19 protein-coding genes and 1 pseudogene are annotated in these 24,436 nt (G+C 67.1%); 17 read left to right on the top strand and 3 right to left on the bottom strand.

All coding sequences use genetic code 11. From position 1 onward, the window contains the following. Nucleotides 1-5: 5 nt before the first annotated feature. The gene (locus tag VMT40_RS05490; RefSeq protein ID WP_326356837.1) at nucleotides 6-506 is read right to left on the bottom strand and encodes a MarR family winged helix-turn-helix transcriptional regulator; all 501 of its coding nucleotides are present in this window, start codon (nucleotides 504-506) and stop codon (nucleotides 6-8) included. Between the two features lie 104 nt (nucleotides 507-610). Here VMT40_RS05490 and VMT40_RS05485 point away from each other — a divergent pair, with 104 nt between their 5' ends. Together VMT40_RS05485 and VMT40_RS05480 are read left to right on the top strand one after the other, a co-directional pair. Beyond that, nucleotides 611-1,543, top strand: a complete 933-nt coding sequence (locus tag VMT40_RS05485; RefSeq protein ID WP_326356836.1) for an EamA family transporter — start codon at nucleotides 611-613, stop codon at nucleotides 1,541-1,543. Nucleotides 1,544-1,575: 32 nt separating this feature from the next. After that, nucleotides 1,576-2,214: an NAD(P)-dependent oxidoreductase gene (locus VMT40_RS05480; protein WP_326356835.1), complete on the top strand. Its 639-nt coding sequence runs from the start codon at nucleotides 1,576-1,578 to the stop codon at nucleotides 2,212-2,214. 88 nt (nucleotides 2,215-2,302) lie between these two features. On the opposite strand, the gene VMT40_RS05475 is transcribed toward VMT40_RS05480, so the two are convergent. Then, complete coding sequence (locus tag VMT40_RS05475) at nucleotides 2,303-3,034, bottom strand: S1 family peptidase (protein ID WP_326356834.1); 732 nt, start codon at nucleotides 3,032-3,034, stop codon at nucleotides 2,303-2,305. Between the two features lie 288 nt (nucleotides 3,035-3,322). Between VMT40_RS05475 and VMT40_RS05470 the strand changes: the two genes are divergently transcribed. Together VMT40_RS05470 and VMT40_RS05465 are read left to right on the top strand one after the other, a co-directional pair. Beyond that, on the top strand, nucleotides 3,323-3,775 hold the full coding sequence (locus VMT40_RS05470) for a DUF4189 domain-containing protein (RefSeq protein WP_326356833.1): 453 nt from the start codon (nucleotides 3,323-3,325) through the stop codon (nucleotides 3,773-3,775). Between the two features lie 80 nt (nucleotides 3,776-3,855). Then, nucleotides 3,856-4,611, top strand: a complete 756-nt coding sequence (locus tag VMT40_RS05465; protein ID WP_326356832.1) for a MerR family transcriptional regulator — start codon at nucleotides 3,856-3,858, stop codon at nucleotides 4,609-4,611. 93 nt (nucleotides 4,612-4,704) lie between these two features. Here VMT40_RS05465 and VMT40_RS05460 read toward each other — a convergent pair whose 3' ends face one another. Continuing rightward, the gene (locus tag VMT40_RS05460; RefSeq protein WP_326356831.1) at nucleotides 4,705-5,931 is read right to left on the bottom strand and encodes a hypothetical protein; all 1,227 of its coding nucleotides are present in this window, start codon (nucleotides 5,929-5,931) and stop codon (nucleotides 4,705-4,707) included. A 314-nt stretch (nucleotides 5,932-6,245) separates the two neighbouring features. Between VMT40_RS05460 and glf the strand changes: the two genes are divergently transcribed. The 13 genes and pseudogenes from glf (at nucleotide 6,246) to VMT40_RS05395 (ending at nucleotide 24,353) form a co-directional block, all read left to right on the top strand. Continuing rightward, nucleotides 6,246-7,442: a UDP-galactopyranose mutase gene (gene glf / locus VMT40_RS05455; protein WP_326356830.1), complete on the top strand. Its 1,197-nt coding sequence runs from the start codon at nucleotides 6,246-6,248 to the stop codon at nucleotides 7,440-7,442. A 23-nt stretch (nucleotides 7,443-7,465) separates the two neighbouring features. Then, nucleotides 7,466-9,385 (top strand): glycosyltransferase, encoded by a 1,920-nt coding sequence (locus tag VMT40_RS05450; RefSeq protein WP_442789908.1) that lies wholly within the window; start codon nucleotides 7,466-7,468, stop codon nucleotides 9,383-9,385. Beyond that, the gene (locus VMT40_RS05445; protein ID WP_326356828.1) at nucleotides 9,382-9,975 is read left to right on the top strand and encodes a phosphatase PAP2 family protein; all 594 of its coding nucleotides are present in this window, start codon (nucleotides 9,382-9,384) and stop codon (nucleotides 9,973-9,975) included. The genes VMT40_RS05450 and VMT40_RS05445 overlap by 4 nt, the downstream gene beginning before the upstream one ends. A 26-nt stretch (nucleotides 9,976-10,001) precedes the next feature. Next, nucleotides 10,002-10,949 (top strand): decaprenyl-phosphate phosphoribosyltransferase, encoded by a 948-nt coding sequence (locus VMT40_RS05440; protein WP_326356827.1) that lies wholly within the window; start codon nucleotides 10,002-10,004, stop codon nucleotides 10,947-10,949. A 1-nt stretch (nucleotide 10,950) separates the two neighbouring features. After that, nucleotides 10,951-12,942: a flagellar motor control protein ZomB gene (zomB, locus tag VMT40_RS05435; protein ID WP_442789907.1), complete on the top strand. Its 1,992-nt coding sequence runs from the start codon at nucleotides 10,951-10,953 to the stop codon at nucleotides 12,940-12,942. A 259-nt stretch (nucleotides 12,943-13,201) separates the two neighbouring features. After that, nucleotides 13,202-14,245 carry an alpha/beta hydrolase gene (locus tag VMT40_RS05430; protein WP_442789906.1) on the top strand — a complete coding sequence of 348 codons (1,044 nt, stop codon included), beginning with the start codon at nucleotides 13,202-13,204 and terminating at the stop codon, nucleotides 14,243-14,245. 234 nt (nucleotides 14,246-14,479) lie between these two features. Continuing rightward, complete coding sequence (locus VMT40_RS05425) at nucleotides 14,480-15,568, top strand: alpha/beta hydrolase (RefSeq protein ID WP_326356825.1); 1,089 nt, start codon at nucleotides 14,480-14,482, stop codon at nucleotides 15,566-15,568. Between the two features lie 189 nt (nucleotides 15,569-15,757). Next, nucleotides 15,758-16,807 (top strand): alpha/beta hydrolase, encoded by a 1,050-nt coding sequence (locus tag VMT40_RS05420; protein ID WP_326356824.1) that lies wholly within the window; start codon nucleotides 15,758-15,760, stop codon nucleotides 16,805-16,807. Nucleotides 16,808-17,151: 344 nt separating this feature from the next. Next, nucleotides 17,152-18,132, top strand: a complete 981-nt coding sequence (locus tag VMT40_RS05415) for an alpha/beta hydrolase (protein WP_326356823.1) — start codon at nucleotides 17,152-17,154, stop codon at nucleotides 18,130-18,132. 344 nt (nucleotides 18,133-18,476) lie between these two features. Beyond that, nucleotides 18,477-19,517 carry an alpha/beta hydrolase gene (locus VMT40_RS05410; protein ID WP_326356822.1) on the top strand — a complete coding sequence of 347 codons (1,041 nt, stop codon included), beginning with the start codon at nucleotides 18,477-18,479 and terminating at the stop codon, nucleotides 19,515-19,517. A 180-nt stretch (nucleotides 19,518-19,697) separates the two neighbouring features. Continuing rightward, nucleotides 19,698-20,969, top strand: a pseudogene (locus VMT40_RS05405) (alpha/beta hydrolase-fold protein); the annotation flags it as partial. Between the two features lie 145 nt (nucleotides 20,970-21,114). Further along, a complete protein-coding gene (locus VMT40_RS05400; RefSeq protein ID WP_326356821.1) occupies nucleotides 21,115-22,143 on the top strand; it encodes an alpha/beta hydrolase in 1,029 nt (342 codons plus the stop codon). A 125-nt stretch (nucleotides 22,144-22,268) separates the two neighbouring features. After that, nucleotides 22,269-24,353, top strand: a complete 2,085-nt coding sequence (locus VMT40_RS05395; RefSeq protein ID WP_326356820.1) for an alpha/beta hydrolase-fold protein — start codon at nucleotides 22,269-22,271, stop codon at nucleotides 24,351-24,353. The last annotated feature ends 83 nt before the right edge of the window (nucleotides 24,354-24,436 follow it).

The following is a 24,436-nucleotide window of genomic DNA, read 5'->3' as shown; positions in this document are numbered from 1 at the left end:
GCGTCTCAATCCAGCGAGACGTCGCCGAGGGCTTCGGAGAACTTGCGGAGGAGCGGGATGAGGGTTTGGCGGTCGGTGGGGGTGAGGGCGGAGAGGAGGCGTTCTTCGTTGGCCACGTGGAGGGGGAGGAGGCGGTCGACGAGGGTGCGGCCGGAGTCGGTGAGGACGACCTTGATGGCTCGGCGGTCGTTCGGGTCGGGGACGCGCTCGACCCAGCCCTTGGCTGTCAAGCGGTCTATGCGATTGGTGATGGCGCCGGAGGTGATCATGGCGGCCTTGTTGAGAGCGCCTGCGCTGAGGCCGGTTTCGTTGCCGGAGCGGCGGAGGGTGGCCAGCACGTCGAACTCCCAGCGTTCGAGGCCGTGACCTCGGAAGAAGTCGGTCAGTTCGCGGTCGACGAGGCGGCCCAGGCGGGAGAGGCGGCCGAAGATCTCCATGGAGGAGGTGTCGACGTCGGGGCGTTGCTCACGCCAGGCGGCGGTGATCTGGTCGACGGCGTCGGGCACGGGGTCTCCTCCTGCTCGGAATAATCTCAACGTTGAGATACTTGACGGTGAGGTACTTAAGATGGTGTTATCTCAACGTTGAGATTATCAATGAGGAGCTACCGATGACCACCTCACGCGCTGGAGCCGCCGGACTCGCCGGGACGCTCGCCCTCACCGGGCTCGCGCCGCTGGTGTGGGGGTCAACCTACGCTGTCACCACTACCTTCCTGCCTCCTGAACGGCCCATGTTCACCGCGGTCATGCGGGTGCTGCCCGCCGGACTGCTGTTGCTGGCCATGACGCGGAAACTGCCACACGGCCAATGGATTTCGCGGGCGCTCGTGCTGGGCGTGCTGAACATCGGAATCTTCACGGCCCTGCTGTTCGTCGCCGCCTACCGGCTGCCGGGCGGGGTGGCGGCCGTACTCACCTCGGCCGCACCGCTTTTCGCGGTCGGCTTCGCCGCACTCGCCGGAATCGAACGGCTCACCGGCCGCAAGATCGCCGCGGGTCTGATCGGCGTGGTCGGAGTCGCACTCGTGGTCCTCAAGGCCACGGCGGTTCTCGACACCCTGGGCGTGATCGCCGGACTGGTCGCGGCCGTCGCCATGGGCAGCGGCACGGTGCTCACCAAGCGCTGGGGACGCCCGGAGGGAGTCACGCCGCTGGCCATGACGGGCTGGCAGCTGACCGCGGGCGGGCTCATGCTGCTGCCGATCGCCGCCCTCGTGGAGGGCGCGCCGCCCGCGCTGGACGCCCGCAATATCGGCGGCTACCTCTACCTCGGACTCATCGGCACCGCGGTCGCCTACGCCCTGTGGTTCCGCGGCATCGCCAAGGCCAGCGCCACCTCGGTGCAGTTCCTCGGCCTGCTCAGCCCGCTGTCGGCCACGGTCATCGGCTGGGCCACACTCGGCCAGTCGCTGACCCTGCTGCAGATCCTGGGCATGGTCATCGTGCTGGGCGGCACCCTGCTCGGCCAGACCGCGAGCGCGCCCCGCGCGGTGGAATCCACGCCCGCGGCTCAGCACACCAAGACCTCCCTCGCGGCCTGATCCGCGACCTCTCTTCAAGGAGCTGAAAGACCATGCAGATCACTGTCTTCGGAGCCAGCGGCGACGCCGGGAGCCGAGTCGTCGCCGAGGCCCTGAGCCGGGGCCACCGGGTGCGGGCCGTCGTCCGCCACGAGGACCGGCTGCGCCAGCTGCCCGAGCAGGCCGAGGTATGGGTCGGCAATGCCGCCGACCCCCGCGATGTCGAGAAGGCCGCCGCCGGTAGCGATGTCGTGGTCGGCGCGACCCGTCCACGGTCCGGATCCGAGCACGAACACCCCGAGGTGGCCGCGGCCCTGCTGGAAGGCTTGGCGGACAGCGGAATTCGCCTCGTGGTCATCGGTGGCGCGGGCAGCCTCACCGTGGCCGGAACCGGCAAGCTCCTCACCGAGCAGCCCGACTTCCCCGCCGAACTGCTCCCCATCGCCGAGGGCGGCAACCGTCAGCTCGAGGTGTTCCGTACCGCCGGACACGCGGTGGACTGGACCTACATCAGTCCGGCCGCCCTGTTCGAACCCGGCGAGCGGACCGGCGTCTTCCGGATCGGCCGCGACGAGCTGCTCGTCGACGAGAACGGCGACTCCGCGATCTCCATGGAGGACATGGCGATCGCGCTGCTCGACGAGATCGAACAGCCGCGCCACCGCCGCACCCGATTCACGGTCGGTTACTGAAAAGCACTGCCGCACACGGCCGAACACCTCGACACGCGAAAACGGGGCGTGACCGAATCCGGTCACGCCCCGTTCGCCGTGCATCACATCAAGCGATGTGGAAGCCCGCGCCCGCCCCGCCGTGGCGGTCGATATCGGCCAGCACCGCGGTGATATTGGTCGACAACTCCGGCTCGTGGATCAGATTTCCGCCACCCTCGCACAGCGGCAGCTCGACATCGATCGGCCCGGCCTTGAAGTCGGTGCCCGCCACGACCATTCCGACCAGCTGATCCCCGCGCAGCACCGGCGCACCCGAGTCACCGTGGTTGGCACACACCTGGCTACGGAAGGTCAGGGCCTTGGTCTCCCAGACCGGACCGCAGGTGAAGCCGGTGGTGCGGCCGTTCTTGCAGACGTTCTCGCCGATCTGCGGCGGCGCGCCGACCGAGTTGATCACCGACTGCGCGACCTGACGGGTCGCGTTCACCTTCTCCGGATTGAACACGATGACGGCCCAATCCATTTGATCGCTGCGCTCGGCGATGACGCCGATGCCACCGCTGCGGGTGTACTCGGCGGCGACGCGCGCGCCGACCTCACCGCAGTGGCCCGCGGTCAGACCGACGAGCTGGTTCTTGTTGTCGTAGCCGACGGCCGTCAGCGTGCAGTCGCTGACCGTATCGGTGGAGGTGAAATCCTCCACGTACACGCCGGATCCACCGCCGAGCACCACCGGCGCGGCCGCGTCCGCGGGCCCGGCGAACAGGAGGGTGGAGCTGACAGCGGTGGCGGCGATGGCCGCCCAACGCAGAACTCGGGCGCGGCCCGCAGAAGACATTGGGTTTTCCTCATCCCCCGAAAATCGAATCCTGCGCGCGCGGAAATCGGGAGTCCGGCAGCGCGCACGCGGAGCATGTCACGCCCTCCTCCCGGAAGCAAGTCGCATCCCGGGTGACCGATACGACGACCTATTCCGAAGACTTTGCCCGCCAGTCGGTTCCGCGTGACCAAAACGGACTTGGCGCTGTCGGTGCCCCGTGATAGAACTCCGGACAGTGGTGATCGCACCACGAGAGCAACGGGGTGGCCTTTCTGACGGGCCGCTTCCAATTGGGGAGAATTTCGAATGGCTTTCTCGGGCAAACTCGCCCTGACCATGTTCGTTTCCGCTGCCGCGGTGCTGGTTTCGTCGCTGGGGGCGGGCACCGCGAGCGCCGAGCGTGGACCGGACGGTTCGTTGTACGGCTCGCTCGCGCTGAGCACCGACGGCGGCACCTTCTACGGCGCCGCCTGGAACTACCCGGACTGGGGTTCCTCCGACGCCGACGCGCTGGGCCAGTGCGGCCACCGCGGCTGCAAGGTCATGGTGCAGTTCCGTGACGGCTGCGGCTCGATCGCCGAAAGCGCCGATCACACCTACTACTACGGCGGTGCGGGCCGCAATCGCGCCGAGGCCGAGCAGGACGCCATGAACCGGCTCACCAACTGGATGCCGTCGCCGACGCCCATGTTCGGCAGCTCGGCCGCGCCGAAGCAGTCCGTGCACATCCGCTACACCGAGTGCACCGACGGCGCGTAAATTAATCCTTGACCTTGACGCTGCGTCAACTTGCATCCTGAATTCGTCGAGGAGAACGCGAGGACAGGAAAGGCCGGAACGTGACTGCCGAATGGTCGATCCAGGAATTGGCGAAGGTGGCCCGCACCACCAGCCGCACGCTGCGGCATTACGGTGACCTCGGGTTACTGCCGCCCACCCGGATCGGATCCAATGGCTATCGCTATTACGACCAGGAATCCCTCGTGCGGTTGCAGCGCATCCTTTTGCTCCGAGAACTCGGCCTCGGCCTCCCGGCCATCGCCGAAGTCCTCGCCGGGCAAAAGGACACCGCCGCCGCCTTGCGCACGCATCTGGAATTGCTGAAAAACGAGCAGGACCGGATCGCGCGCCAAATCGCCTCGGTGCAAACCACATTGCGCAAGACGGAAGCAGGTGAACAACTGATGGCAGATGAAGTATTCGACGGATTCGACCACACGCAGTACAAGGACGAGGTCATCGAACGCTGGGGCAAGGACGCCTGGCAGAGCGGTGACAACTGGTGGAAGTCCAAGACCGACGCCGAGAAGAAGGCGTTCCAGCAGGCACACCTCGATATCGCCGCCGACTACGGCCGCGCCCACGCGGCCGGGCTCCCGGTCGACAGCGACGAGGTGCAGGCCATCGTCCAACGCCACTACGACTGGCTCGGCGCCACCCCCACCGGTGGCCCGATCAGCGCCCAGTACTTCAACAACCTGGGCGAGATGTACGTGGCCGACCCGCGGTTCGCGAAGAACTACGACGTGCACGGCGCAGGCACCGCCGAATACGTCCGCGACGCGATCCGCGCCTACACCGCGGCCAAGCTGTAGCCGAAACCGCACCGCCGCAGCCCCTTCCGGTCATTGCCGGAAGGGGCTGCGGTCGTGTGGCCGGTCGGTGGCGAATCAGGCGGCGGTGGCGAATCAGGCGGCGCACATGGATTGCATGACGCCGCGCAGGATCGGCGCACCGTAGGTGGCGGGGGCGAAGGCGATGGTCTCGGCAATGCCCATGGGAGTGGTGATGGTGGAGGCCACGCCGGTGAAGCCCGCGATGGTATTGCCGATCGTGAGCAGCAGGCTCGTGGTGTCCAGGGCGACGGTGATGAGGGCGAAGATGTTCTCCACCTTCACATCCGCCAGCGCGACGGTATTGAGCGCGCGGCCCTCGTAGATGTCGAAGCCGAGGTTGGCCAGGAAGGTGAGCGGGCCGTAGTCGAGGGCGTCGACGATCGGGCCGAGCTGTTCGGTGCGGCGCAGCATCATGACGTCGGCGACCCGGTTGTCACGCAGGAACGCCTGCAGGGCATCGGCATTGGCGTTGACCGCGTTCGGGTCGACCGGCAGCGACGCGGTGGTCAGGAAGTTGCGGGTGCGCTCGACCAGATCGGCGGTCTTCAGTTCGGCGATCGGGGTGCACGCGCCGTCGGCCTTCATCACCTGGTTGGCCAGATCGATGAGGGGCTGCGGGATGTCGACGTGCTCGTCGGGCAGATCCAACTGCAGCTTCTGGTAGACGCCGTTCGCGCCGCAGCCCACCGACAGCTGCGACTGCACCGCGCGCGCCAGCGATTTCACGCCATTGAACAGCGCGCCCACGATGGGCTTGAGCACGAAGCCGACGGTCGGCACCAGGCTGGCGGCGAACTGCGCCGGGATCTTCACGATGCGGGTGGCCAGGATGAACACCTCGACCACATCGCGCACCTTCAGCTGCGAGAGCGCGATGGCCCGGTGCACCTGCCCGGTGTGGATGGCATCGAGGTTGTTGACGATGTAGGTGACGATCGGATCGTCGAGGAACTGGGTGCGGTCGTTGACCTCGTCCGGGCTCAGCGGCAGGAAGCCCTGTCGATGCACGTGGACCGAGGCGATGTTCTGCCGGAAGTCGTTGACGGACTGGTCGTAGGCGGCCTGCTGCCCGGCCGGGACGACCGTGCGAATGGCGCTGGCGGCCGCGGTGATGATGTCGTCGAAGGTGGCCTGCCCGGGCTTGCCGCAGACCTCGCCCGCGTCGGCGATCTCGGCGGCGGCCAGGGTGTCGCCCTCGTCGGCGCGGGCGGTGGCCGCGCCGGGTACCAGGGCGGCCGTGCCGAGCACGGCGGTGATCGAGAGCGCGCCCACCAAGGGGGCGAAGCGTGTGAAGCGCATGGGTGAGGGGTCTTCCGGGTCGAGCGGGTGGCACGGCCGCGGTTAACCCACGGCAAAAACTGGTCGTACGTTCAGTTCGAGTGGATATGTAATACAGCTCTCATGACCGAGCTGTCTGCGATTTCGTGAACTTTGCGCAAAAAACTTGCGACCAATCCCATTCACCGGGATGACGCGGGTCACTGCGCGGCCTACCCTCGCGGAGTTGGCCGCCGGTCCCGGCAAAGCCTCGGCGGCACCCGCCGCGAAGCCTGCCAACCCACCCCGACGGAGCCCACGCGCGCTCACGGGTGGTGCCGGTAGTCTGGGCTCCCGTGACCGTCGCATCCCCCTTCGATCTCATTGTTGTCGGCTCCGGCTTCTTCGGGCTGACCGTCGCAGAACGCACCGCCAACCTGCTGGGCAAGCGGGTGTTGGTGGTCGAACGTCGCTATCACCTGGGCGGCAACGCCTACTCGGAGGCGGATCCGGAAACCGGCATCGAAATCCACAAGTACGGTGCCCACCTGTTCCACACCTCGAACAAGCGCGTGTGGGACTACGTCAACGAATTCACCGAGTTCACGAACTATCAGCATCGCGTCTTCGCCATGCACAAGGGCCAGGCCTACCAGTTCCCGATGGGCCTGGGTCTGCTGTCCCAGTTCTTCGGCCGCTACTTCACCCCGGACGAGGCGCGCGCGCTCATCGCCGAGCAGGCGGCGGAGATCGACAGCAAGGACGTGACCAACCTCGAGGAGAAGGGCATCTCGCTGATCGGCCGCCCGCTCTACGAGGCGTTCATCCGCGACTACACGGCCAAGCAGTGGCAGACCGATCCCAAGGACCTGCCCGCCAGCATCATCACGCGACTGCCGGTCCGCTACACCTTCGACAACCGCTACTTCAACGACACCTACGAGGGTCTGCCCAAGAACGGCTACACCGCCTGGCTGTCGAAGATGGCGGAGAGCCCCAATATCGAGGTGCGGTTGAACACCGACTGGTTCGAGGTGCGCGACGAGATCCGCGCCCAGAACCCGGACGCCCCGGTCGTCTACACCGGCCCGCTGGACCACTACTTCGACTACAGCGAGGGCGAACTCGGCTGGCGCACCATCGATTTCGAGACCGAAGTGCTCGAAACCGGTGACTTCCAAGGCACCTCGGTGATGAACTACAACGACGGCGACGTCCCGTTCACCCGCATCATCGAGCCGCGCCACTTCCACCCCGAGCGTGACTACCCGACCGACAAGACGGTCATCATGCGCGAGTTCTCGCGCTTCGCCCAGACCGGCGACGAACCGTACTACCCGATCAACACCCCGGACGACCGCGCCAAGCTACTCGCCTACCGCGAGCGCGCCAAGGCCGAAACCGCTTCGGCCAAGGTGCTTTTCGGTGGCCGCCTGGGCACCTACCAGTACCTGGACATGCACATGGCCATCGGCGCGGCGCTCAGCATGTTCGACAATGTGCTGCGCCCGCACCTGGAATCCGGTGCGCCGCTGGTGGACACCGCCGAATGACCGCCCAACTCACTCGGGAAGACATGAGCACCGAGACTCGCGCCGTATCCCTGCTCCAGCGCATCATCCTGCCCCGGCCGGGTGAGCCGCTCGACGTCCGCAAGCTGTACCTCGAGGAATCCGAGACCAATGCCCGTCGCGCGCATGCCATCACGCGCACCGCGCTGGCCATCGGCGCGGAGTCCGAGGTCTCCTTCTGCACCTACTTCAACGCGGTCCCGGCCAGCTACTGGCGGCGCTGGAGCGTGCTGAAGTCGGTGGTGCTGCGGCTCGAACTGTCCGGCCACGGCCGCGTGGACGTCTACCGTTCCAAGGCGGACGGCTCGCGCATCCACGTGCAGGGCGACGAGTTCAGCACCCCGGGCGACGGCGCGGCGGCCGCGGATTTCGTCGAGTTCGAGGTGGATCTGGGCCCGTTCGAGGACGGCGGCTGGATCTGGTTCGACATCACCACCGACAGCCACGTCGAAATGCGCAGCGGCGGTTGGTACGCGCCCATCGAGGCCCCGGGTGAGGGCAGCATCGCGGTGGGTATGCCGACCTTCAACCGCCCCACCGACGCGGTGAAGACGCTGACCGCCCTGGGCTCGGATCCGCTGGTGCTGGAGAAGATCAAGGCCGTCATCATTCCCGACCAGGGCACCAAGAAGGTCGTGGACGAGCCCGGCTTCACCGAGGCCGCGGCACGCCTGGGTGGTCGCCTGGCCATTCACAACCAGCCGAATCTCGGCGGCTCCGGCGGGTACAGCCGGGTCATGTACGAGGCGCTCAAGACCACCGACGCCGAGTACATCGTCTACATGGACGACGACATCGAGATCGAGCCGGACTGCATTCTGCGCGCGCTGGCGTTCTCGCGTTTCGCCAAGTCGCCCATCCTGACCGGCGGCCAGATGCTCAACCTGCAGGAGCGCTCGCACCTGCATGTCATGGGCGAGGTGGTGGACCGCTCCATCTTCATGTGGACCGCGGCCCCGAATGTCGAGTACGACCACGACTTCGCGAAGAACCCGCTGCGCGACCGCGACAACTCCAAGCTGTTGCACCGCCGCATCGACGTCGACTTCAACGGCTGGTGGACCTGCGTCATCCCGCGTCAGGTCGCCGAGGAGATCGGCCAGCCGCTGCCGCTGTTCCTCAAGTGGGACGACGCCGAATACGGTTTGCGCGCAAGGGAACACGGCTACCCGACCGTCACTCTCCCCGGTGCGGCCGTGTGGCACATGGCCTGGTCCGACAAGGACGACGCCATCGACTGGCAGGCCTACTTCCACCTGCGCAACCGCCTGGTGGTCGCCTCCCTGCATCTCCCCAACGACGGCCGCCCGATGGTCGTCAACACCATCAAGGCCACGCTGAAACACCTGCTGTGCCTGGAGTATTCGACGGTCGCCATTCAGAACGAGGCGATTCGCGACTACCTGGCGGGTCCGGAGAAGCTGTTCGAACTGCTCCCCACCGCGCTGGGCAAGGTGCACGCCATGCGCAAGGAGTACCCGGACGCGGTGATCCTGCCGTCCTCCACCGAACTGCCGCTGGCCTCGCACGCCGAGGTGGGCGCGGTCGGCGAACCGGGCAACCCGATCGCGAAGGTGGCGCGCCTGGGCAAGGGCGTGCTGCACAACTTCCGCAAGGCCAATCCGAAGCACCACGAGACCCCGCAGCTGAACGTGCCGACGCTGGACGCGCGCTGGTTCCTGCTCTCGCAGGTCGACGGCGTCACCGTTACCACCGCCGACGGCCGCGGCGTCGTCTACCGTAAGCGGGATCCGCGAAAGGCCATGGAGCTGTTCAAGGAAGCGATGCGCCTGCGCAAGGAGCTGGCCGAGCGCTTCCCGGAGGTGCGCGAGCAGTACCGTCGCGCGCACTCGCACCTCACCAGCAAGGCCGCGTGGGAGAACGTCTTCGGTATCGATACTGAATCAAGGAACGAGCCCAAATGACGGCTGCACAGCCCGCTTCCGGCCCCGACCGCGGATTGCACGTGGTCCCGGACGCCGACCAGGCCCCCGCGGGCCCGGTCGCGTCCCCGGCCGAGGTCAAGATCATCAACCTGGTGCAGGGCACTATCGGCCAGAGCCCGGCCGTCATCAAGGCCGCGCGCGGCATGTCGCATTTCGGTGAGCACTCGCTCGGCTGGCTGGGCATCGCCGCGGTCGGCGCGCTGGTGGACAAGCCGCGCCGCCGCGAGTGGGCGGGCGTGGCCGTCGGCGCGTTCGGCGCGCACGCCGCGAGTGTCGTGATCAAGCGCGTCGTGCGTCGCAAGCGCCCGCACGACCCGTCGGTGCAGGTCAACGTGTCGACGCCGTCGAAGCTGAGTTTCCCCTCCTCGCACGCGACCTCGACCACGGCGGCGGCTGTGTTGCTCGGCCGACTCACCGGGCTACCCTTGCCTGCGGTGCTCGTCCCGCCGATGCTGCTCTCCCGGGTCGTCCTCGGCGTGCATTACCCTTCCGACGTGCTCGCGGGTTCGGCGCTCGGCGCAGCATCCGCCGCCGCCGTGCTCGCCGCCGAAAAGAGACTCGCGAAATGACCGCCCAGGAAAGAGCCATCGTTGACATGAGCGAAGAGCCCACCAGCACCGACCTAGCAGAGGCGGTCATCAAGGGACCGCCGAAGACGTTGGGCGGCGGCCTGATCAAGGCCATGCGCCCGCGCCAGTGGGTGAAGAACGTGCTGGTGCTGGCCGCGCCGTTGGCCGCGGGCAAGACGGCGGCCGGTGACCTGGTGGCTACAGACTGGTCGGTCCTCGGCCATGTCGCCATCGCCTTCGTGGTCTTCTGCATGGCCGCCTCCGGCATCTACCTGGTCAACGACGCGCTCGATGTCGAGGCCGACCGCGCCCATCCGACCAAGCGCTTCCGCCCCATCGCCGCCGGTGTGGTGCCGGTGAACCTGGCCTACGGCCTGTCGGTGGTGCTGCTGCTCGGCTCGATCCTGCTGTCCTTCACCGCGAATTGGCATCTGGCCGTGGTGATGGCGGTCTACATCGGTATCCAGCTGGCGTACTGCTTCGGCGTCAAGCACCAGGCGGTGCTGGACATCTGCATCGTGTCCTCGGGCTTCCTGCTGCGCGCGGTCGCCGGTGGCGTCGCCTCGGATATCCGTCTGTCGCAGTGGTTCCTGCTGATCATGGCCTTCGGCTCGCTGTTCATGGTGACCGGAAAGCGCTACGCGGAGTTGAAGATCGCGCTCGACACCGGTGCCAAGATCCGCAAGTCGCTGGAGTACTACACGCCGACCTACCTGCGTTTCGTGTGGACCCTGTCGGCCACCGCGGTCGTCGTGTTCTACGGTCTGTGGGCGTTCGAGCAGGATCGCGCCAAGGACACCATCTGGTTCGCCATCTCGATGATCCCCTTCGTCATCGCCATCATGCGGTACGCGGTGGATGTCGACCGCGGCGAAGCGGGTGAACCCGAAGAGATCGCCCTGGGGGACCGGGTCCTCCAGTTCCTCGCAATCGCCTTGATCGGAGCGGTAGGTGTCGCTGTCTATCTCACCTGACGTGGTAGAGGGAGAAGAGCGAGAAGAGGGCGCGCCGACGGCACAATTGCCGGTCGGTCGCGCCCGTCGGCGTGCCGACGCGACCGTCGGCCGCTTCTCGCGACTATCCCGCGCCACGTTCATCGGTGGGATCGCGCTGACCGCGACGCTGTTCGCGGCCGGTGCGTGGCAGCGCCGCTGGATCGCCGACGACGGTCTGATCGTCCTGCGCACGGTGCGAAACCTGCTGGCGGGCAACGGGCCGGTCTTCAACGCGGGCGAACGGGTCGAAACCAATACCAGCGCGGCCTGGACCTATGTGGTCTGGTTCTTCAGCTGGCTGACCCAGGCCCGGCTGGAGTACGTGGTGCTCGGCATCGCGCTGAGCATGTCGGTGCTGGCCATCGTCTTCGCCATGCTGGGTGCGGCCCGACTGTGGGGCGGAACGTCGTCCGCGCTGCTGGTGCCCGCGGGCGCCCTGGTCTACATCGCGCTGCCCCCGGCGCGCGACTACGCCACCTCCGGACTGGAGAACTGCCTGGTCATCTTCTGGCTGGCGATCCTGTGGTGGTGGCTGATGCGCTGGTCGCAGGCCGAAAAGGTGCGCCCGGCAAACTTTTTCGGCCTGGTGTTCTGGGCCGGGCTGGCGCCGTTGATCCGGCCGGAGATGTCGGTCGTGGGCGCGCTGGCCCTGCTCATGCTGTTCTGCGCACCCGTCCCCGCGACGCGCCTGCGCCCCTGGCTGTTCCGCACCCTGGTGGTGGTGATCGCCGGACTGGTGCCGGTCGGTTACCAGATCTGGCGGATGGGCTACTACGGCCTGCCCTATCCGAATACCGCCGTGGCCAAGGACGCCGGTGGCGCCAAGTGGTCGCACGGCTTCACCTACCTCTGGGATCTGGTCGGCCCGTACTGGCTGTGGCTGCCGCTGCTGCTCCTGCTGGCCGCCGGACTCGTGCTGATGCGCCAGCACCGCGCCGAGGGTGGCCACGCGGTTGCCGAGGAGTCCCGAAAGTCGGGATGGCGCGGCCGGATTCGGGCCTTCAGCGAATGGCTGCGCACCCCGGCCGCGGTGGTGACCCTCATGCTCGGCAGCGGTGTGCTGCTCGTCGTGTACGAGCTGCGCGTCGGCGGTGACTTCATGCACGGCCGCATGCTGCTGCCGCAGCTGTTCCTGTTGCTGCTGCCGGTGTCGGTGCTGCCGATTCGACTGCCCAGCGCGGCCGCCTCCGGTGCGCGCCGACTGGACTGGGCGTTCGTCTTTATCCTGGCGGCGTTCGTGGGCACGGCGGGTTGGGCACTGTTCGCGGCCAACACCACCGCGATCAAGACCGGCACCACCATCCGCGCCAACGGCATTGTGGACGAGCGCATCTACTACGTCCTGCGCACCGGCCACGATCACCCGATCCTGGCCAGCGACTATCTGGACTATCCGTGGATGCGGGCCATGGTCCGCGATATCAACAACTCGCCGGACGGTGCGCTGTTGATCGTCTCGCCGTCGTTCATGAACTGGTATCTCGATCCGGCCCCGATTCCCGAGCCGGGCAGCGACGGCAAGCCCGAACATGTCGTGTTCTTCCTGAATCTCGGCATGACCAGCATGAACGTTCCGCTGGACGTGCGCGTGCTCGATCAGATGGGCCTGGCGTATCCGCTTGCCGCGCATACCGACCGGTTGACCGATGGCCGCATCGGACACGACAAGGCGCTCTACCCCGACTGGGTCGTCGTGGATACCGGCATGGTCGACAAGCACCCGTGGATGCCGTCGTTTCTGGACGAGAAGTGGGTGACCCAGGCGCGAACGGCCCTGTCCTGCCCGGACACCCAGGCCCTGCTGGCCTCCTCACGCGCGCCGCTGACCTTCGACCGCTGGCGGCACAACCTGCAGCAGGCCTTGGACTTCGCCAAGTACCGCATCGACCGGGTGCCCAAGTACGAGATCCAGCGGTGCGGGTTGGTCGATCCGACGCAGCCGCCGCCCGCGGCTCCCGCACCGCCGAAGTAAGCACTCCGAGCAGACCCCGCATCCATACCGGATGCGGGGTTTTCTCTTGTCGGAAAGGGGTTTTGACCGATTGGTCACGGTAGGGACGCGAGATATGGGAAGCTGTCTCGATTTGGTAACACCCCGGCGCTGATTTCGCGATAAGCTCCGCGAGTACTCCCGTTGCCAGCCGGAAACCACCTGCGCCGCAACGGTTGTCGCAATACGAACCCGGGCGGGTGGACAGGGAGGCCCGGGGCGCACGGACGGAAGGCCGAATATGCGGGGCGTGACGGTTCAGGGTGGGGCACGAAGCTGGTTGCGAAAGTCCGTGCTGGGCTTGGCATTGGCGACCATGGTTCCGCTGGGGGTGTCGGTCCTCGGGGCCGCTCCCGCGCAGGCCGCCTACAGCCCGGACGGCATGGACTTCTACGTCGACTCCTCCATGGGTCCGATCAAGAATCGCGTCTTCCGCGCCGCCGACGGCAATACCGCCCGCGTGGTCTACGCCCTCGACGGCGAGCGCGCCCGCGACGACCTCAACGGCTGGGAGATCAATACCGATGTCGCCCACGCCCTGACCGCCGCCAATATCAATGTGGTCATGCCGATCGGCGGTCAGTCCAGCTGGTACGCCGACTGGAACGCGCCCAGCACCTTCCTCGGCCTGCCCGCGGGCACCGCCTCGCAGCAGTCCGGATCCGGTGTCACCCAGGTGCTTTCCGGCGGTCCCGGCAAGTCGTACACCTACAAGTGGGAGACCTACCTCTCCTCGGACCTGCCCAACGCGCTGCGAGATCGCCTGGGCTTCAGCGCGTCTCGCAACGGCATCTTCGGTCTGTCCATGAGCGGCGGCTCGGCGCTCATGCTGGCGGCCTTCCACCCGAACCAATTCTCTTACGCCGGTTCGATGTCCGGCGCGTTGGACCTGTCGCTGCCGGGCATGCGCGACGCCATTCGGGTGGCCATGGTCGACGCGGGCGGCTACAACGTGGACGCGCTGGCGGGGCCCAAGGACATGAAGTGGCAGCACCTGGATCCCTTCCAGTTCGCGCCCAAGCTGAAGGCCAACGGCACCCACCTGTTCCTCTCGGCGGGCAGCGGCCTGCCCGCCTCGCTCGCCGACATCAACACCACGGTGGTCCAGGCCATGGGCATCGAGGCGGTGGCGCTGGTCGGCACCAAGGCGTTCCAGGCGCGCTGGTCGGCGCTCGGCGGCGGCAATCTCGTCACCGACTACCCGGCCATCGGCGTGCACAACTGGCCCAACTGGGAGGGCGAGCTGAACCGCATGCTCCCGGATCTGTCCAAGAACATCGGCTGAGCGCAACTGCGTGGAGTAATAGCGGATGGATATGGGTCTGAAGGGGCGTAAATCACCTCTCGAGTCGCAATCAGGCACTGGTCTGCGCCACATTCCTGGCAAACCGTGGCGCTGGTCACTTTTGTCACGTTCCGATAACGCTCCGTTACCACTCACGCGATAGGGTCCCCGAGACCTCTGCCGTGGTCACGAGCACACGGTGAGACCGAACGACAGGAAAGGCCGGACACATCAATGCGAGGCGATAGACGTCAGAGATCCCGCGGTTGGCTCAAGAACTCCGTGGTCGGACTTGCTCTGGCGGTAGCACTGCCGTTCGGGGTGTCGGTGGTGGAAGCCGGTACGGCGAGCGCGGCACTCGATCCCAGCGGTTTCGATTTCTACGTCGACTCGGCGTCGATGGGCCCGGTCAAGTCCCGCGTGTTCCGCGCGGCCGACGGCAACACCAGCCGTGTCGTGTACGTGCTCGACGGCATGCGCGCCCAGCAGGACCTGTCCGGCTGGGAGATCAACACCGACATCACCCACGCGCTGACCGCCGCGAACATCAATGTCGTCATGCCGATCGGCGGCCAGTCCAGCTTCTACGCCGACTGGAACGCGCCCAGCAGCGTCCTCGGCGTCGGTGACGGCGGCTCCTCCTCCGGCTCGTCCTCGCTGTCCTCCTCGGGTTCGGCGTCGGGCTCCTCGTCGGGCTCGGGCGCCTTCCAGCTGCTCGGCGGCGGTCCCGGCAAGAGCTACCGCTACACCTGGGAGACCTTCCTGTCCCAGGACCTGCCCAGCGCCCTGCAGAGCCGACTCGGCTTCAGCCGCACCCGCAATGGCATCTTCGGTCTGTCCATGGGTGGTTCCGGCGCGCTGACCCTGGCCGCCTACCACCCGGATCAGTTCAGCTTCGCGGGCTCGTTCTCCGGCTACCTGAACATCTCCGCCCCCGGCATGCGCGAGGCCATCCGCCTGGCCATGATCGACGCGGGCGGCTACAACGTCGACTCGATGGCCCCGCCGTGGGGGCCGCAGTGGCTGCACATGGATCCGTTCGTGTTCGCCCCGCGCCTGCGCGACGCCAACACCCGCCTGTGGATCTCCGCGGCCAGCGCCATTCCGGCCGCGGGTGACGTCACCGGCATCATGCCGGTGATCCAGGGTGTGCCGCTGGAGGCCCTCGCGCTGGTGAACACCCGCGCGTTCCAGGCCCGCATGATGTCGCTGGGCGCGAACAACGTGACCTACGACTTCCCGGCCACCGGTGTCCACAACTGGAACAACTGGAACGCCGAGGTCTACCGGATGCTGCCCGACCTCTCCAACAACATCGGGTAACAGCGACCCTCGACGAGGCCCCCGCCCACTCGGGCGGGGGCTTTTTCGTGCCCGAGTGAAGATCGTTTCGCGACTCGCCGCGCGGAGAGCACCGGACACGCCCAGTTGGTCATCCGATACTTCTTCCGTAGCGAAGATCAGTTCTGCGTGGTGATCAATGTTCTGCTCAAACCGAGAAGGGCTGGGTCGATGCGGGTGCGAGGCTTCACACGAAAGGTCTTGGGCGTCGCCGCTGCCGCCCTCCTGATGCCAGTCGGGGTGGCGGTGATCGAAGCGCCACCGGCGGCCGCGGCCTTCGATCCCGCCATCTTCGACTTCTGGGTCGACTCCCCGGTCATGGGTCCGATCAAGACTCGCATTCTGCGTGCGCGCGACGGCAATACGCAGCGGGTGGCCTATGTCCTGGACGGCATGCGCGCGCAGGAGGACCTGTCCGGCTGGGAGATCAACACCAATGTGCCGCAGGTGCTGGCGGACTGGAACATCAATGTGGTGATGCCGATCGGCGGCCCGTCCAGCTTCTACGCCGACTGGGACGCGCCCAGCTCCTTCTTCGGCCTGACGCCGGGCACCGGATCCTCCGCCTACGGCACCGGTTCGGGCGCGACCGAGGCGCTGGGGGCCGGGCCGGGCAAGAGCTACCGCTACGCGTGGGAGGACTTCATCACCAACCACCTGCGCTGGGAACTGGCGAATCGCCTGGGCTTCAACCCGAATCGCAATGGCGTCTTCGGCCTGTCCATGGGCGGCAGCGCCGCGCTCACCCTGGCCGCCTACCACCCCGACTTCTTCAGCTACGCCGGTTCCTACTCCGGCTATCTGAACATTTCGGCCCCGGGCATGCGCGAGGCCATCCGGCTGGCCATGCTCGACGCGGGCGGCTACAACGTGGACTGCATGGCCCTGCCTTGGGGACCGACCTGGCTGCGCATGGACCCCTTCGTCTTCGCGCCGACCCTGATCGCCAACAACACCCGCGTCTGGGTCTCCGCGGGCAGCGGCGCCCCCATGCCCGACGACCTGAACATCCCGATCGGCATGGCCGCCGACCGCCTCATCCGCGGCGCCCCCCTGGAAGCCTTGGCCCTGGCCAACTCCCGCGCCTTCCAGGTCCGCATGCTCACCCTCGGCGCCCAGAACGTCGTCTGGGACTTCCCCGCCGACGGCCTCCACGCCTGGACCAACTGGGCCAACGACGCCTACCGCATGATCCCGGACATGTCCGCGAATATCGGCTGACGCCGCAGGAACAGACAATGGCCGCCGCCCGAAACCGAGCGGCGGCCATTGCATTTGAACGGGGACGGGTTCGGGCGCGCAGCTGGTGAAATCTCGAGGAGGTTTGGGGGTGCAGCCGGTGAAATCTCGAGGGGGGTTCCGGGGCGCAGCCCCCGAGATCTTCAGGGGGTTCGGGGGCAAAGCCCCTGAGAGTCTCCCGAGAGTTGGGATCTATCACGGTTTGGTCGCGGGCGGTGTTTCGAGAGCGGTTGGCTCCGGGTGGGGGCATATAGAAGAGCCAGCGTTCGCAGTTTCTGCATTTCGGCTGTGGTCAACGGTGACCACGCCTCGTGAAAGGCGAGTCGATGCGGTCTGTTCGGGTGCTTCGCGGGATGCTGTGGCGGTCTCTGGTGGGACTGGCCGCGGCGGTCACCGTTTCACTGTCCGGGATGGTCGGCGTCGCGCCCGCGCACGCCGCATTCGATCCGGGCGGCTCCGACTTCTGGGTCGATTCGAGCATGGGCCCGATCAAGTCGCGCGTCTTTCGCGCCGCGGACGGCAATACCCAGCGGGTGGTGTACGCGCTGGACGGATTGCGCGCGCGCAACGACCTTTCCGGCTGGGAGATCGATACCGATATCGAGCGGGTGTTGACCGCGTGGAACATCAATGTGGTGATGCCGGTCGGCGGTCAGTCCAGCTTCTATTCGGATTGGGTGGCGCCCTCCAATACGAATGGCCAGACCGTCCCGTACGCCTGGGAGACCTTCCTGACCCGCGATCTGCGCAATGCCCTGGCGGCCCGGCTGGGTTTCAATCCGCACGGGAACGGCGTGTTCGGCCTGTCCATGGGCGGCAGCGCGGCCCTGGTGCTGGCGGCCTATCATCCGGACCAGTTTCGTTATGCCGGATCATATTCCGGCTATCTGAACATTTCCGCCCCCGGTATGCGCGAGGGTCTGCGCGCCGCGCTACTGGACGCGGGCGGCTACAACATCGACGCCATGTGGGGCCCGCCGTGGAGCGAATTGTGGCTGCGCAACGATCCTTTCGTTTTCGCGCCGCTGTTGCGCGACCACGGCACCCGGCTCTGGATCTCCAGCGGTAACGGCCTGCCCGGTCAGCGGGATGTCGTGCACACCCCGCTGGACGTCTACAACGTCGGCAATGCCATGGGCCTGGAAGCGATAGCACTCGCGAATACCCGCGCGTTCCAGGCGCGGATGGATTCGCTGGGCGCGAACAATGCGGTCTTCCAGTTCACCGCGAACGGTGTGCACAACTGGCCGTACTGGGCCGACCAGGTCTACAACATGCTGCCGGATCTGAGCGCCAACCTCGGGTGAGCCATTCCGCGAAGCCGGGTGCGGCGTAAGCGATTTCCGCGTTGCCGCGACATCACGAGGGATTCGCGATATGGTCACCGCACCATTACGGTCGTATGCGATGGTGGGATTCCGCCAATCATTAAGCATGACCTTGCCAACCGCTCGGGGGGTCGAATACCCTCCAGCGAGCGCAAGTGTGACCAACCCGTGGTAGCGCTTCGCTCACAGAGAAGTGTCGGGATTCGCTGTGAGTGCTGATCGCTCATGTCCAGGTGTGTCCTCGTCATGCCTGGAAGACGCGGCGATTGACAACTTAAGACACCGCAGTAGCGCAGTGCTGCGGTAGAGAAGGAGCAGTATCCATGCGTTTCGGCAGGTCCGCCGTGCCGGGAGTGTCGTCGCGACGCCGTGCGCAGAGTGGTTGGCGCACACGGCTCGCCGCCGCCGCCGTCACCGCGACGGCGCTCGCTGTCCCGACCGCCTCCCTGGCCGCCCCGTCCATCGCCAATGCCGCCCCGGCCTTCGGGATCGCGCATCGCGGTGCGCCCGGCAGCTTCGAAGAGCTGATGGTGCCCTCCAGCATGGGCCCGATCAAGGTCCAGGTGCAGTGGGCGAAGAACGGCGGCAGCTCCGCGATCTACATGCTCGACGGCATGCGCGCCCAGGACGATCACAGCGCGTGGGCCAATGCCAATGAGGGCGACGCCCCCGGCATCTTCGCCAACGACGACATCAACGTGATCATGCCGGTCGGCGGCCAGTCCAGCTTCTACGCCGACTGGGTGTCCCCGTCCAACACCAACGGTCAGAAGTTCACCTACAAGTGGGAGACCTTCCTGACCAAGGAACTCCCCGACTTCCTTGCCGGATACGGTGTTTCGCGTAACAACGTGGCCGTGGCGGGCCTGTCCATGGGTGGCTCGGCCGCCCTCATGCTGGCCGCCTACCACCGCGACATGTTCAAGCAGGCCACCTCGATGTCGGGCTACCTGAACCTGTCCGCGCCGGGCATGCGCGAGGCCATCCGCATCGCCATGCTCGATGCCGGTCGCTACAACGTGGACTCCATGGCCGCGCCGTGGAGCCCGGCCTGGCTGCGCATGGACCCGTTCGTCTTCGCGCCGCAGCTGAAGAACCTGCCGATGTTCATCTCCTCGGGCAATGGCATTCCGGGTCGCTACGACGGTGTCGGCTCCTTCGGCGACGCCTTCAACACCGGCAACGCGATCGCGCTCGAGGCGCTGTCGATGGTGAATACCCGTGCCTTCCAGGCACGTCTGGGCCAGATCAACGTCCCGGCCCAGTTCGACTTCACCGGCACCGGCACCCACAAGTGGGGCTACTGGCACGACGAGCTGATCAAGGCCCGCCCGCAGATTCTCGGCGCCCTGGGACTCGCCTAAAAAGTTGGCAGTCGGCTCGCCCGAGCCATAGCGCAAACGAATGAACCGGTCACCCGAAAGGGCGGCCGGTTCTTTTATGCCTCCCCATGATTCGCCGCAACACGGTAGAAAACTACTGTGACAGCTGTGGCAATTGGTAGATGGGGGAGAGGCGGCCGCAGAACGCTGGTCGCGCTCGCGATGGCCACGACAGCCCTGCTGACGGGTGGGACCGCCGCTGCCGAACCGGGGGCGGCGCCACCAACGGGCGAACCGGCCAAACCGACCAGACCCGCGATTCGAAACGCGGTGTGGCTCACCGACAGACGGGTGGCCCTGTGGGTGGACTCACCCGCCATGGGCACCCAGATCCAGGTGCAGCTGCTCCTGGCCCGGGATTGGAATGCCAAGCCGGACGCCAAATTCCCGGTGCTCTACATGCTCGACGGCCTGCGCGCCACCGACGATCAGAGCGGATGGACGAAAGACGCGGGGGCCGAGGCGTTCTACGCCGACAAGAACGTCACCGTGGTGCTGCCGGTAGGGGGCGCGGCCAGCTTCTACTCCGATTGGAAGCAGCCCGACAACGGCAAGACCTACAAGTGGGAAACCTTCCTCACCAAGGAATTACCGCCCCTGCTGGACCGTGATTGGCGCACCACGAATGTGCGCGGCCTGGCCGGACTCTCCATGGGCGGCACCGCGGCCATGCAGCTGGCGGCCCGCAATCCCGGCTTCGTCCGCTACGCCGCCTCCTTCTCCGGCATGCTCACCCTCACGACTCTCGGTATGCCGCAGGCGATCGCGTACGCCATGCGGGACGCGGGCGGCTACCACGCCGACGCCATGTACGGTCCGGCCACCGATGCCGAATGGGAGGCGCACGATCCCTACGCCCTGGCCGAAAAACTGAAGGGCCTCAGCCTGTATGTGTCCAGCGGCAGCGGCCTGGCGGGCGTCTACGACCTGCCCTCGGGCATTCCGGGCGTCAGCACCAACTGGACGGGCATGGCGCTGGAAGTGCTGTCCCGCTTCTCCTCTCAGCAATTCGTGGCCAAGCTGAACAAGCTGAGCATTCCGGTGCAGGTGAACTACCGGCCCTCCGGCACCCACTCCTGGCCGTACTGGGATTTCGAGATGCGGCAGTCCTGGCCGCAGGCGGCCTCGGCGCTGGGTGTGGAGGCGGCCAAGCCGGACTGCGCCGCAGCGGGCGCGATTCTGCCTGTGGCACTGGGGAAGTCGTGGCTGGGTGACTGCCTGACCGCGGAGTACCAGGTGGCGGGCGGTGTGGCACAGGACTTTCGGGGTGGACGGGTGCTGTGGACGGCCGCCACGGGCGCGCATTCGGTGGGCGGCATGATCGGCGGCGCGTACGAGGGCGCGTCGGGACCGGCTGGCACACTCGGCTTTCCCACGTCCGACGAAACGCCCATTCAGGGCGGCGTGCAACAGGCTTTTCAACACGGCACCATCGTTTTCCACGACGGGAAGGCCGAGATACACGCCAGCTGAACGGGATACCCGTCGATTGGTTCCGAGCCGACGGTAGAGTGCACCGTTGTCCGTGACTCCCGTCACGTCGGCGTGCTTCCCCCTGCGGTTCAGGAGATCGATCTCTATGGCAGTACAGGGCGCTTCGTCATGCCCGCAGAACGGTTCGGCTCGGAAATCCCGGCGCGCTCGCGTCGGACGCCTGTGGCGGCGCGCCCTGGTGGCCGCCGCGGCCGTGGTGGCGCTGCCCGGTCTGGCCGGCCCCGCGCTGGCCCTGCCCACGCATCCGCTGCATCGCACCCCCGAGGGCGGGTTCGAGGAGTTGATGGTGCCGTCCAGCATGGGCCCGATCAAGGTGCAGGTGCAGTGGGCCCGCCACGGTGGTGACGCGGCGCTATACCTGCTCGACGGTCTGCGCGCCCGCGACGACTTCAATGCCTGGACCTTCGAGACCAATGCGCTGCAACAGTTCGCCGAGGACAACGTCACCCTGGTGATGCCGGTCGGCGGTCAGTCCAGCTTCTACACCGACTGGCGCGCGCCCTCGAGCACCAATGGCCAGAAGTACACCTACCGGTGGGAGACCTTCCTGACCGAGGAGCTGCCCGCCTTCCTCGAGGGCTACGGCGTCTCGCGCACCAACAACGCGGTGGCCGGACTGTCCATGGGCGGCTCGGCGGCGTTGGCGCTGGCCGCGTTCCACCGCGACCAGTTCAAGCACGCGTCCTCGTTCTCGGGCTACCTGAACATCTCCGCGCCCGGCATGCGCGAGGCCATTCGCATCGCCATGCTCGACGCGGGCCGCTTCAATGTGGACTCGATGGCCTGGCCGTGGAGCCCGGCGTGGCTGCGCATGGACCCGTTCGTGTTCGCGCCGCAGCTGCGCAATCTGCCCATGTTCATCTCCGCCTCCTGGGGCGTGCTGGGCGCGCACGACCACCCGGACTCGCCGATCGGCCTGTTCAATACCGTCAATGCCGTTGCCCTGGAAGCCCTGTCGATGGTCAACACCATCTCCTTCATGGCCCGCATGAACCAGCTCGGCATCGGCGCGCACTACAGCCTGCCGACGCGGGGCACCCACTCGTGGGGCTACTGGCAGGACCAGCTCGCCGCCGCCCGGCCCGACATCCTGGCCGCCCTCGGGGTGTCGTAGCGCGACACGCCGCCTCCCATATGAAAACTGGTCGTTTGCTGTAAGGCGGTCGGTTTCCGTGTGTCCTACCGGGAGTCGTGTCCTTCCGGAGGTACAACACATGTGTGGCTGGAGTTGTCCGTGGGATGAAACGAGGGCGTGTGCGCTGGTTGGCGTGCGCGGCGGCGGCGGTATTTCCGCTGGCCGCGGGCACTTTCGCGGGTCTCGGACCGGCTCAGGCCGCACCCGAGGCCCCGGCCGCCGCCCCCGCCAGCATTCAGAAACTGACGTGGATGACCGACCGTCGCGTGGCCCTGTGGGTGAACTCGCCCGCCACCGGCGCACCGGTCGAAGTGCAGTTGCTGCTGCCGCGCGACTGGAACTCCAAGCCGGACGCCAGGTTCCCGGTGATGTACATGCTCGACGGCCTGCGCGCCACCGACGACGAGAACGGCTGGACCAAGGACGCGGGCGCGGCCGGGTTCTACGCCGACAAGAACGCCCTCGTGGTGCTGCCCATCGGCGGCCAGTCCAGCTTCTACGCCGACTGGCTGGCTCCCGACAACGGCCGCACCTACATGTGGGAGACCTTCCTGACCAAGGAGCTCCCGCCGCTGCTCGAGAGCCAGTTCCGGGCCACCGATGTGCGCGCGGTGTCGGGACTTTCGATGGGCGGCACCGCGGCCATGATGCTGGCCGCCCGCAATCCCGGCTGGGTCCGCTCGGCCGCCTCCTACTCCGGGTTCCTCACCCTGACCTCGCTCGGCATGCCGCAGGCGGTAAATTTCGCCATGCACGACGCGGGCGGGTTCGACTCCAGCAAGATGTTCGGCCCGCCGACCAGCCCGGCCTGGAAGGAACACGACCCGTACGAGCTGGCCGACAAGCTCAAGGGCATTGCCCTCTACGTCTCCAGCGGCAATGGCGTCGCGGGCACGACCGATCCGCTCTCCGACATTCCCGGCATCACCACCAATTACGCGGGACTGGGCCTGGAGGTGCTGTCGCGGCTGTCCACCCAGAATTTCGTGGCCAAGCTCAACAAGCTGAACATTCCGGTCTCGGTGAACTACCGCCCCTCGGGCACCCACACCTGGCCGTACTGGGATTTCGAGATGCGCCAGTCCTGGCCGCAGACCGCCGCCGCGATCGGCGTGGACTCCACCGTGCTGGACTGCAAGGTGGGCGGCGCGATCGCCGGGGTGGTGCAGGGCAACAACTGGCTCGGCGACTGCCTGTCGGGCGAATACCAGGTGCCCGGTGGCGTGGTCCAGGACTTCCGCGGCGGCAAGGTGCTCTATTCGCAGGCCACCGGCGCGCAGCCGGTGGCCGGGGCGATCGGCGGCAGCTATGCCGGACTGGGCGGCGCGGCAAGCGGTTTGGGCTTCCCGACCGCAGGGGAGGGCGGACTGCCCGACGGCCGCGGGCGCTTGCAGCCCTTCCAGCACGGCTCGGTCTACTGGACCCCGCAGACCGGCGCGCAGGCCGTACGCGGGGCCATCTTCGACGAATGGGCCAAGCAGGGTTACGAGCGCGGCCCGGCCGGATACCCCAATGGGCAGGAGACCCGCACGCCCCAAAAGGACGGTGTGGTCCAGGGTTTCGAGAACGGGCCGATGTACTTCAGCGCCAAGACCGGCGCGCACCTGGTGCAGGGTCTGATCCTGGGTAAGTACGCCCAGCTCGGATTCGAGAACAGCCCTTACGGTTTCCCGATCGCGGGGGAGCAGCCGCTGCGCGACTTCGGCCGCTACTCGGCCTTCGAGGGCGGCAGTATCTATTGGAGTCCGCTCTCGGGCGCGTGGGGCGTGCGCAACGGTCCGATCATGGACGCTTGGCGCGCAACCGGATTCGAGAACGGCCCGCTGGGCTATCCGCTCTCGGACGAGGGCCAGATCCCCGGTGGCGCGCAGCAGACCTTCCAGGGCGGCACCATCACCATTCGCGACGGCAAGGCGAGCGCGGCCACCCTCGACGGTCGACCCATCGTGATCCCGGGCAGTGAGTCGCCCAAGCCGGATCCGGTGCAACCGCAGCCCGCCGCGCAGCAGCCCGCACTCCCGCTGCCGGGAATGCCCGCCCTGCCTCAACTCGCACCGCAGGCCCCCGCGACGCCCGCACCGCAACCCGCCGCGGTCCCGGCTCCGGCTCCCGCGCCGGAGCCCGCGCCCGCCGAGCCGCCGCCACCCGCGCCGATCCCCGCGCTGGGTCCGGAGGTTCGTCCCAACTGAGACTTTTCAGACCGCTCGGCCCTAATTGGCCCTAAGAACTGGGTGAGGATGCGTTGTGGCCCGGGACTATGACCCGGGTTACG

The organism is Nocardia sp. CDC160, assembly GCF_035818795.1.
Taxonomy (GTDB): domain Bacteria; phylum Actinomycetota; class Actinomycetes; order Mycobacteriales; family Mycobacteriaceae; genus Nocardia.
This window is presented reverse-complemented; position numbering and strand designations above follow the sequence as displayed.

Coding starts and splice junctions, on each gene's coding strand:
- VMT40_RS05470 (WP_326356833.1), top strand. CDS start 3,323: ATGGCTTTCTCGGGCAAACTCGCCCTGACCATGTTCGTTTCCGCTGCC.
- VMT40_RS05460 (WP_326356831.1), bottom strand. CDS start 5,931: ATGCGCTTCACACGCTTCGCCCCCTTGGTGGGCGCGCTCTCGATCACC.
- VMT40_RS05415 (WP_326356823.1), top strand. CDS start 17,152: ATGCGGTCTGTTCGGGTGCTTCGCGGGATGCTGTGGCGGTCTCTGGTG.
- VMT40_RS05445 (WP_326356828.1), top strand. CDS start 9,382: ATGACGGCTGCACAGCCCGCTTCCGGCCCCGACCGCGGATTGCACGTG.
- VMT40_RS05475 (WP_326356834.1), bottom strand. CDS start 3,034: ATGTCTTCTGCGGGCCGCGCCCGAGTTCTGCGTTGGGCGGCCATCGCC.
- VMT40_RS05440 (WP_326356827.1), top strand. CDS start 10,002: ATGAGCGAAGAGCCCACCAGCACCGACCTAGCAGAGGCGGTCATCAAG.
- VMT40_RS05450 (WP_442789908.1), top strand. CDS start 7,466: ATGAGCACCGAGACTCGCGCCGTATCCCTGCTCCAGCGCATCATCCTG.
- VMT40_RS05410 (WP_326356822.1), top strand. CDS start 18,477: ATGCGTTTCGGCAGGTCCGCCGTGCCGGGAGTGTCGTCGCGACGCCGT.
- VMT40_RS05430 (WP_442789906.1), top strand. CDS start 13,202: ATGCGGGGCGTGACGGTTCAGGGTGGGGCACGAAGCTGGTTGCGAAAG.
- VMT40_RS05400 (WP_326356821.1), top strand. CDS start 21,115: ATGGCAGTACAGGGCGCTTCGTCATGCCCGCAGAACGGTTCGGCTCGG.
- VMT40_RS05485 (WP_326356836.1), top strand. CDS start 611: ATGACCACCTCACGCGCTGGAGCCGCCGGACTCGCCGGGACGCTCGCC.
- VMT40_RS05395 (WP_326356820.1), top strand. CDS start 22,269: ATGAAACGAGGGCGTGTGCGCTGGTTGGCGTGCGCGGCGGCGGCGGTA.
- VMT40_RS05420 (WP_326356824.1), top strand. CDS start 15,758: ATGCGGGTGCGAGGCTTCACACGAAAGGTCTTGGGCGTCGCCGCTGCC.
- VMT40_RS05480 (WP_326356835.1), top strand. CDS start 1,576: ATGCAGATCACTGTCTTCGGAGCCAGCGGCGACGCCGGGAGCCGAGTC.
- VMT40_RS05425 (WP_326356825.1), top strand. CDS start 14,480: ATGCGAGGCGATAGACGTCAGAGATCCCGCGGTTGGCTCAAGAACTCC.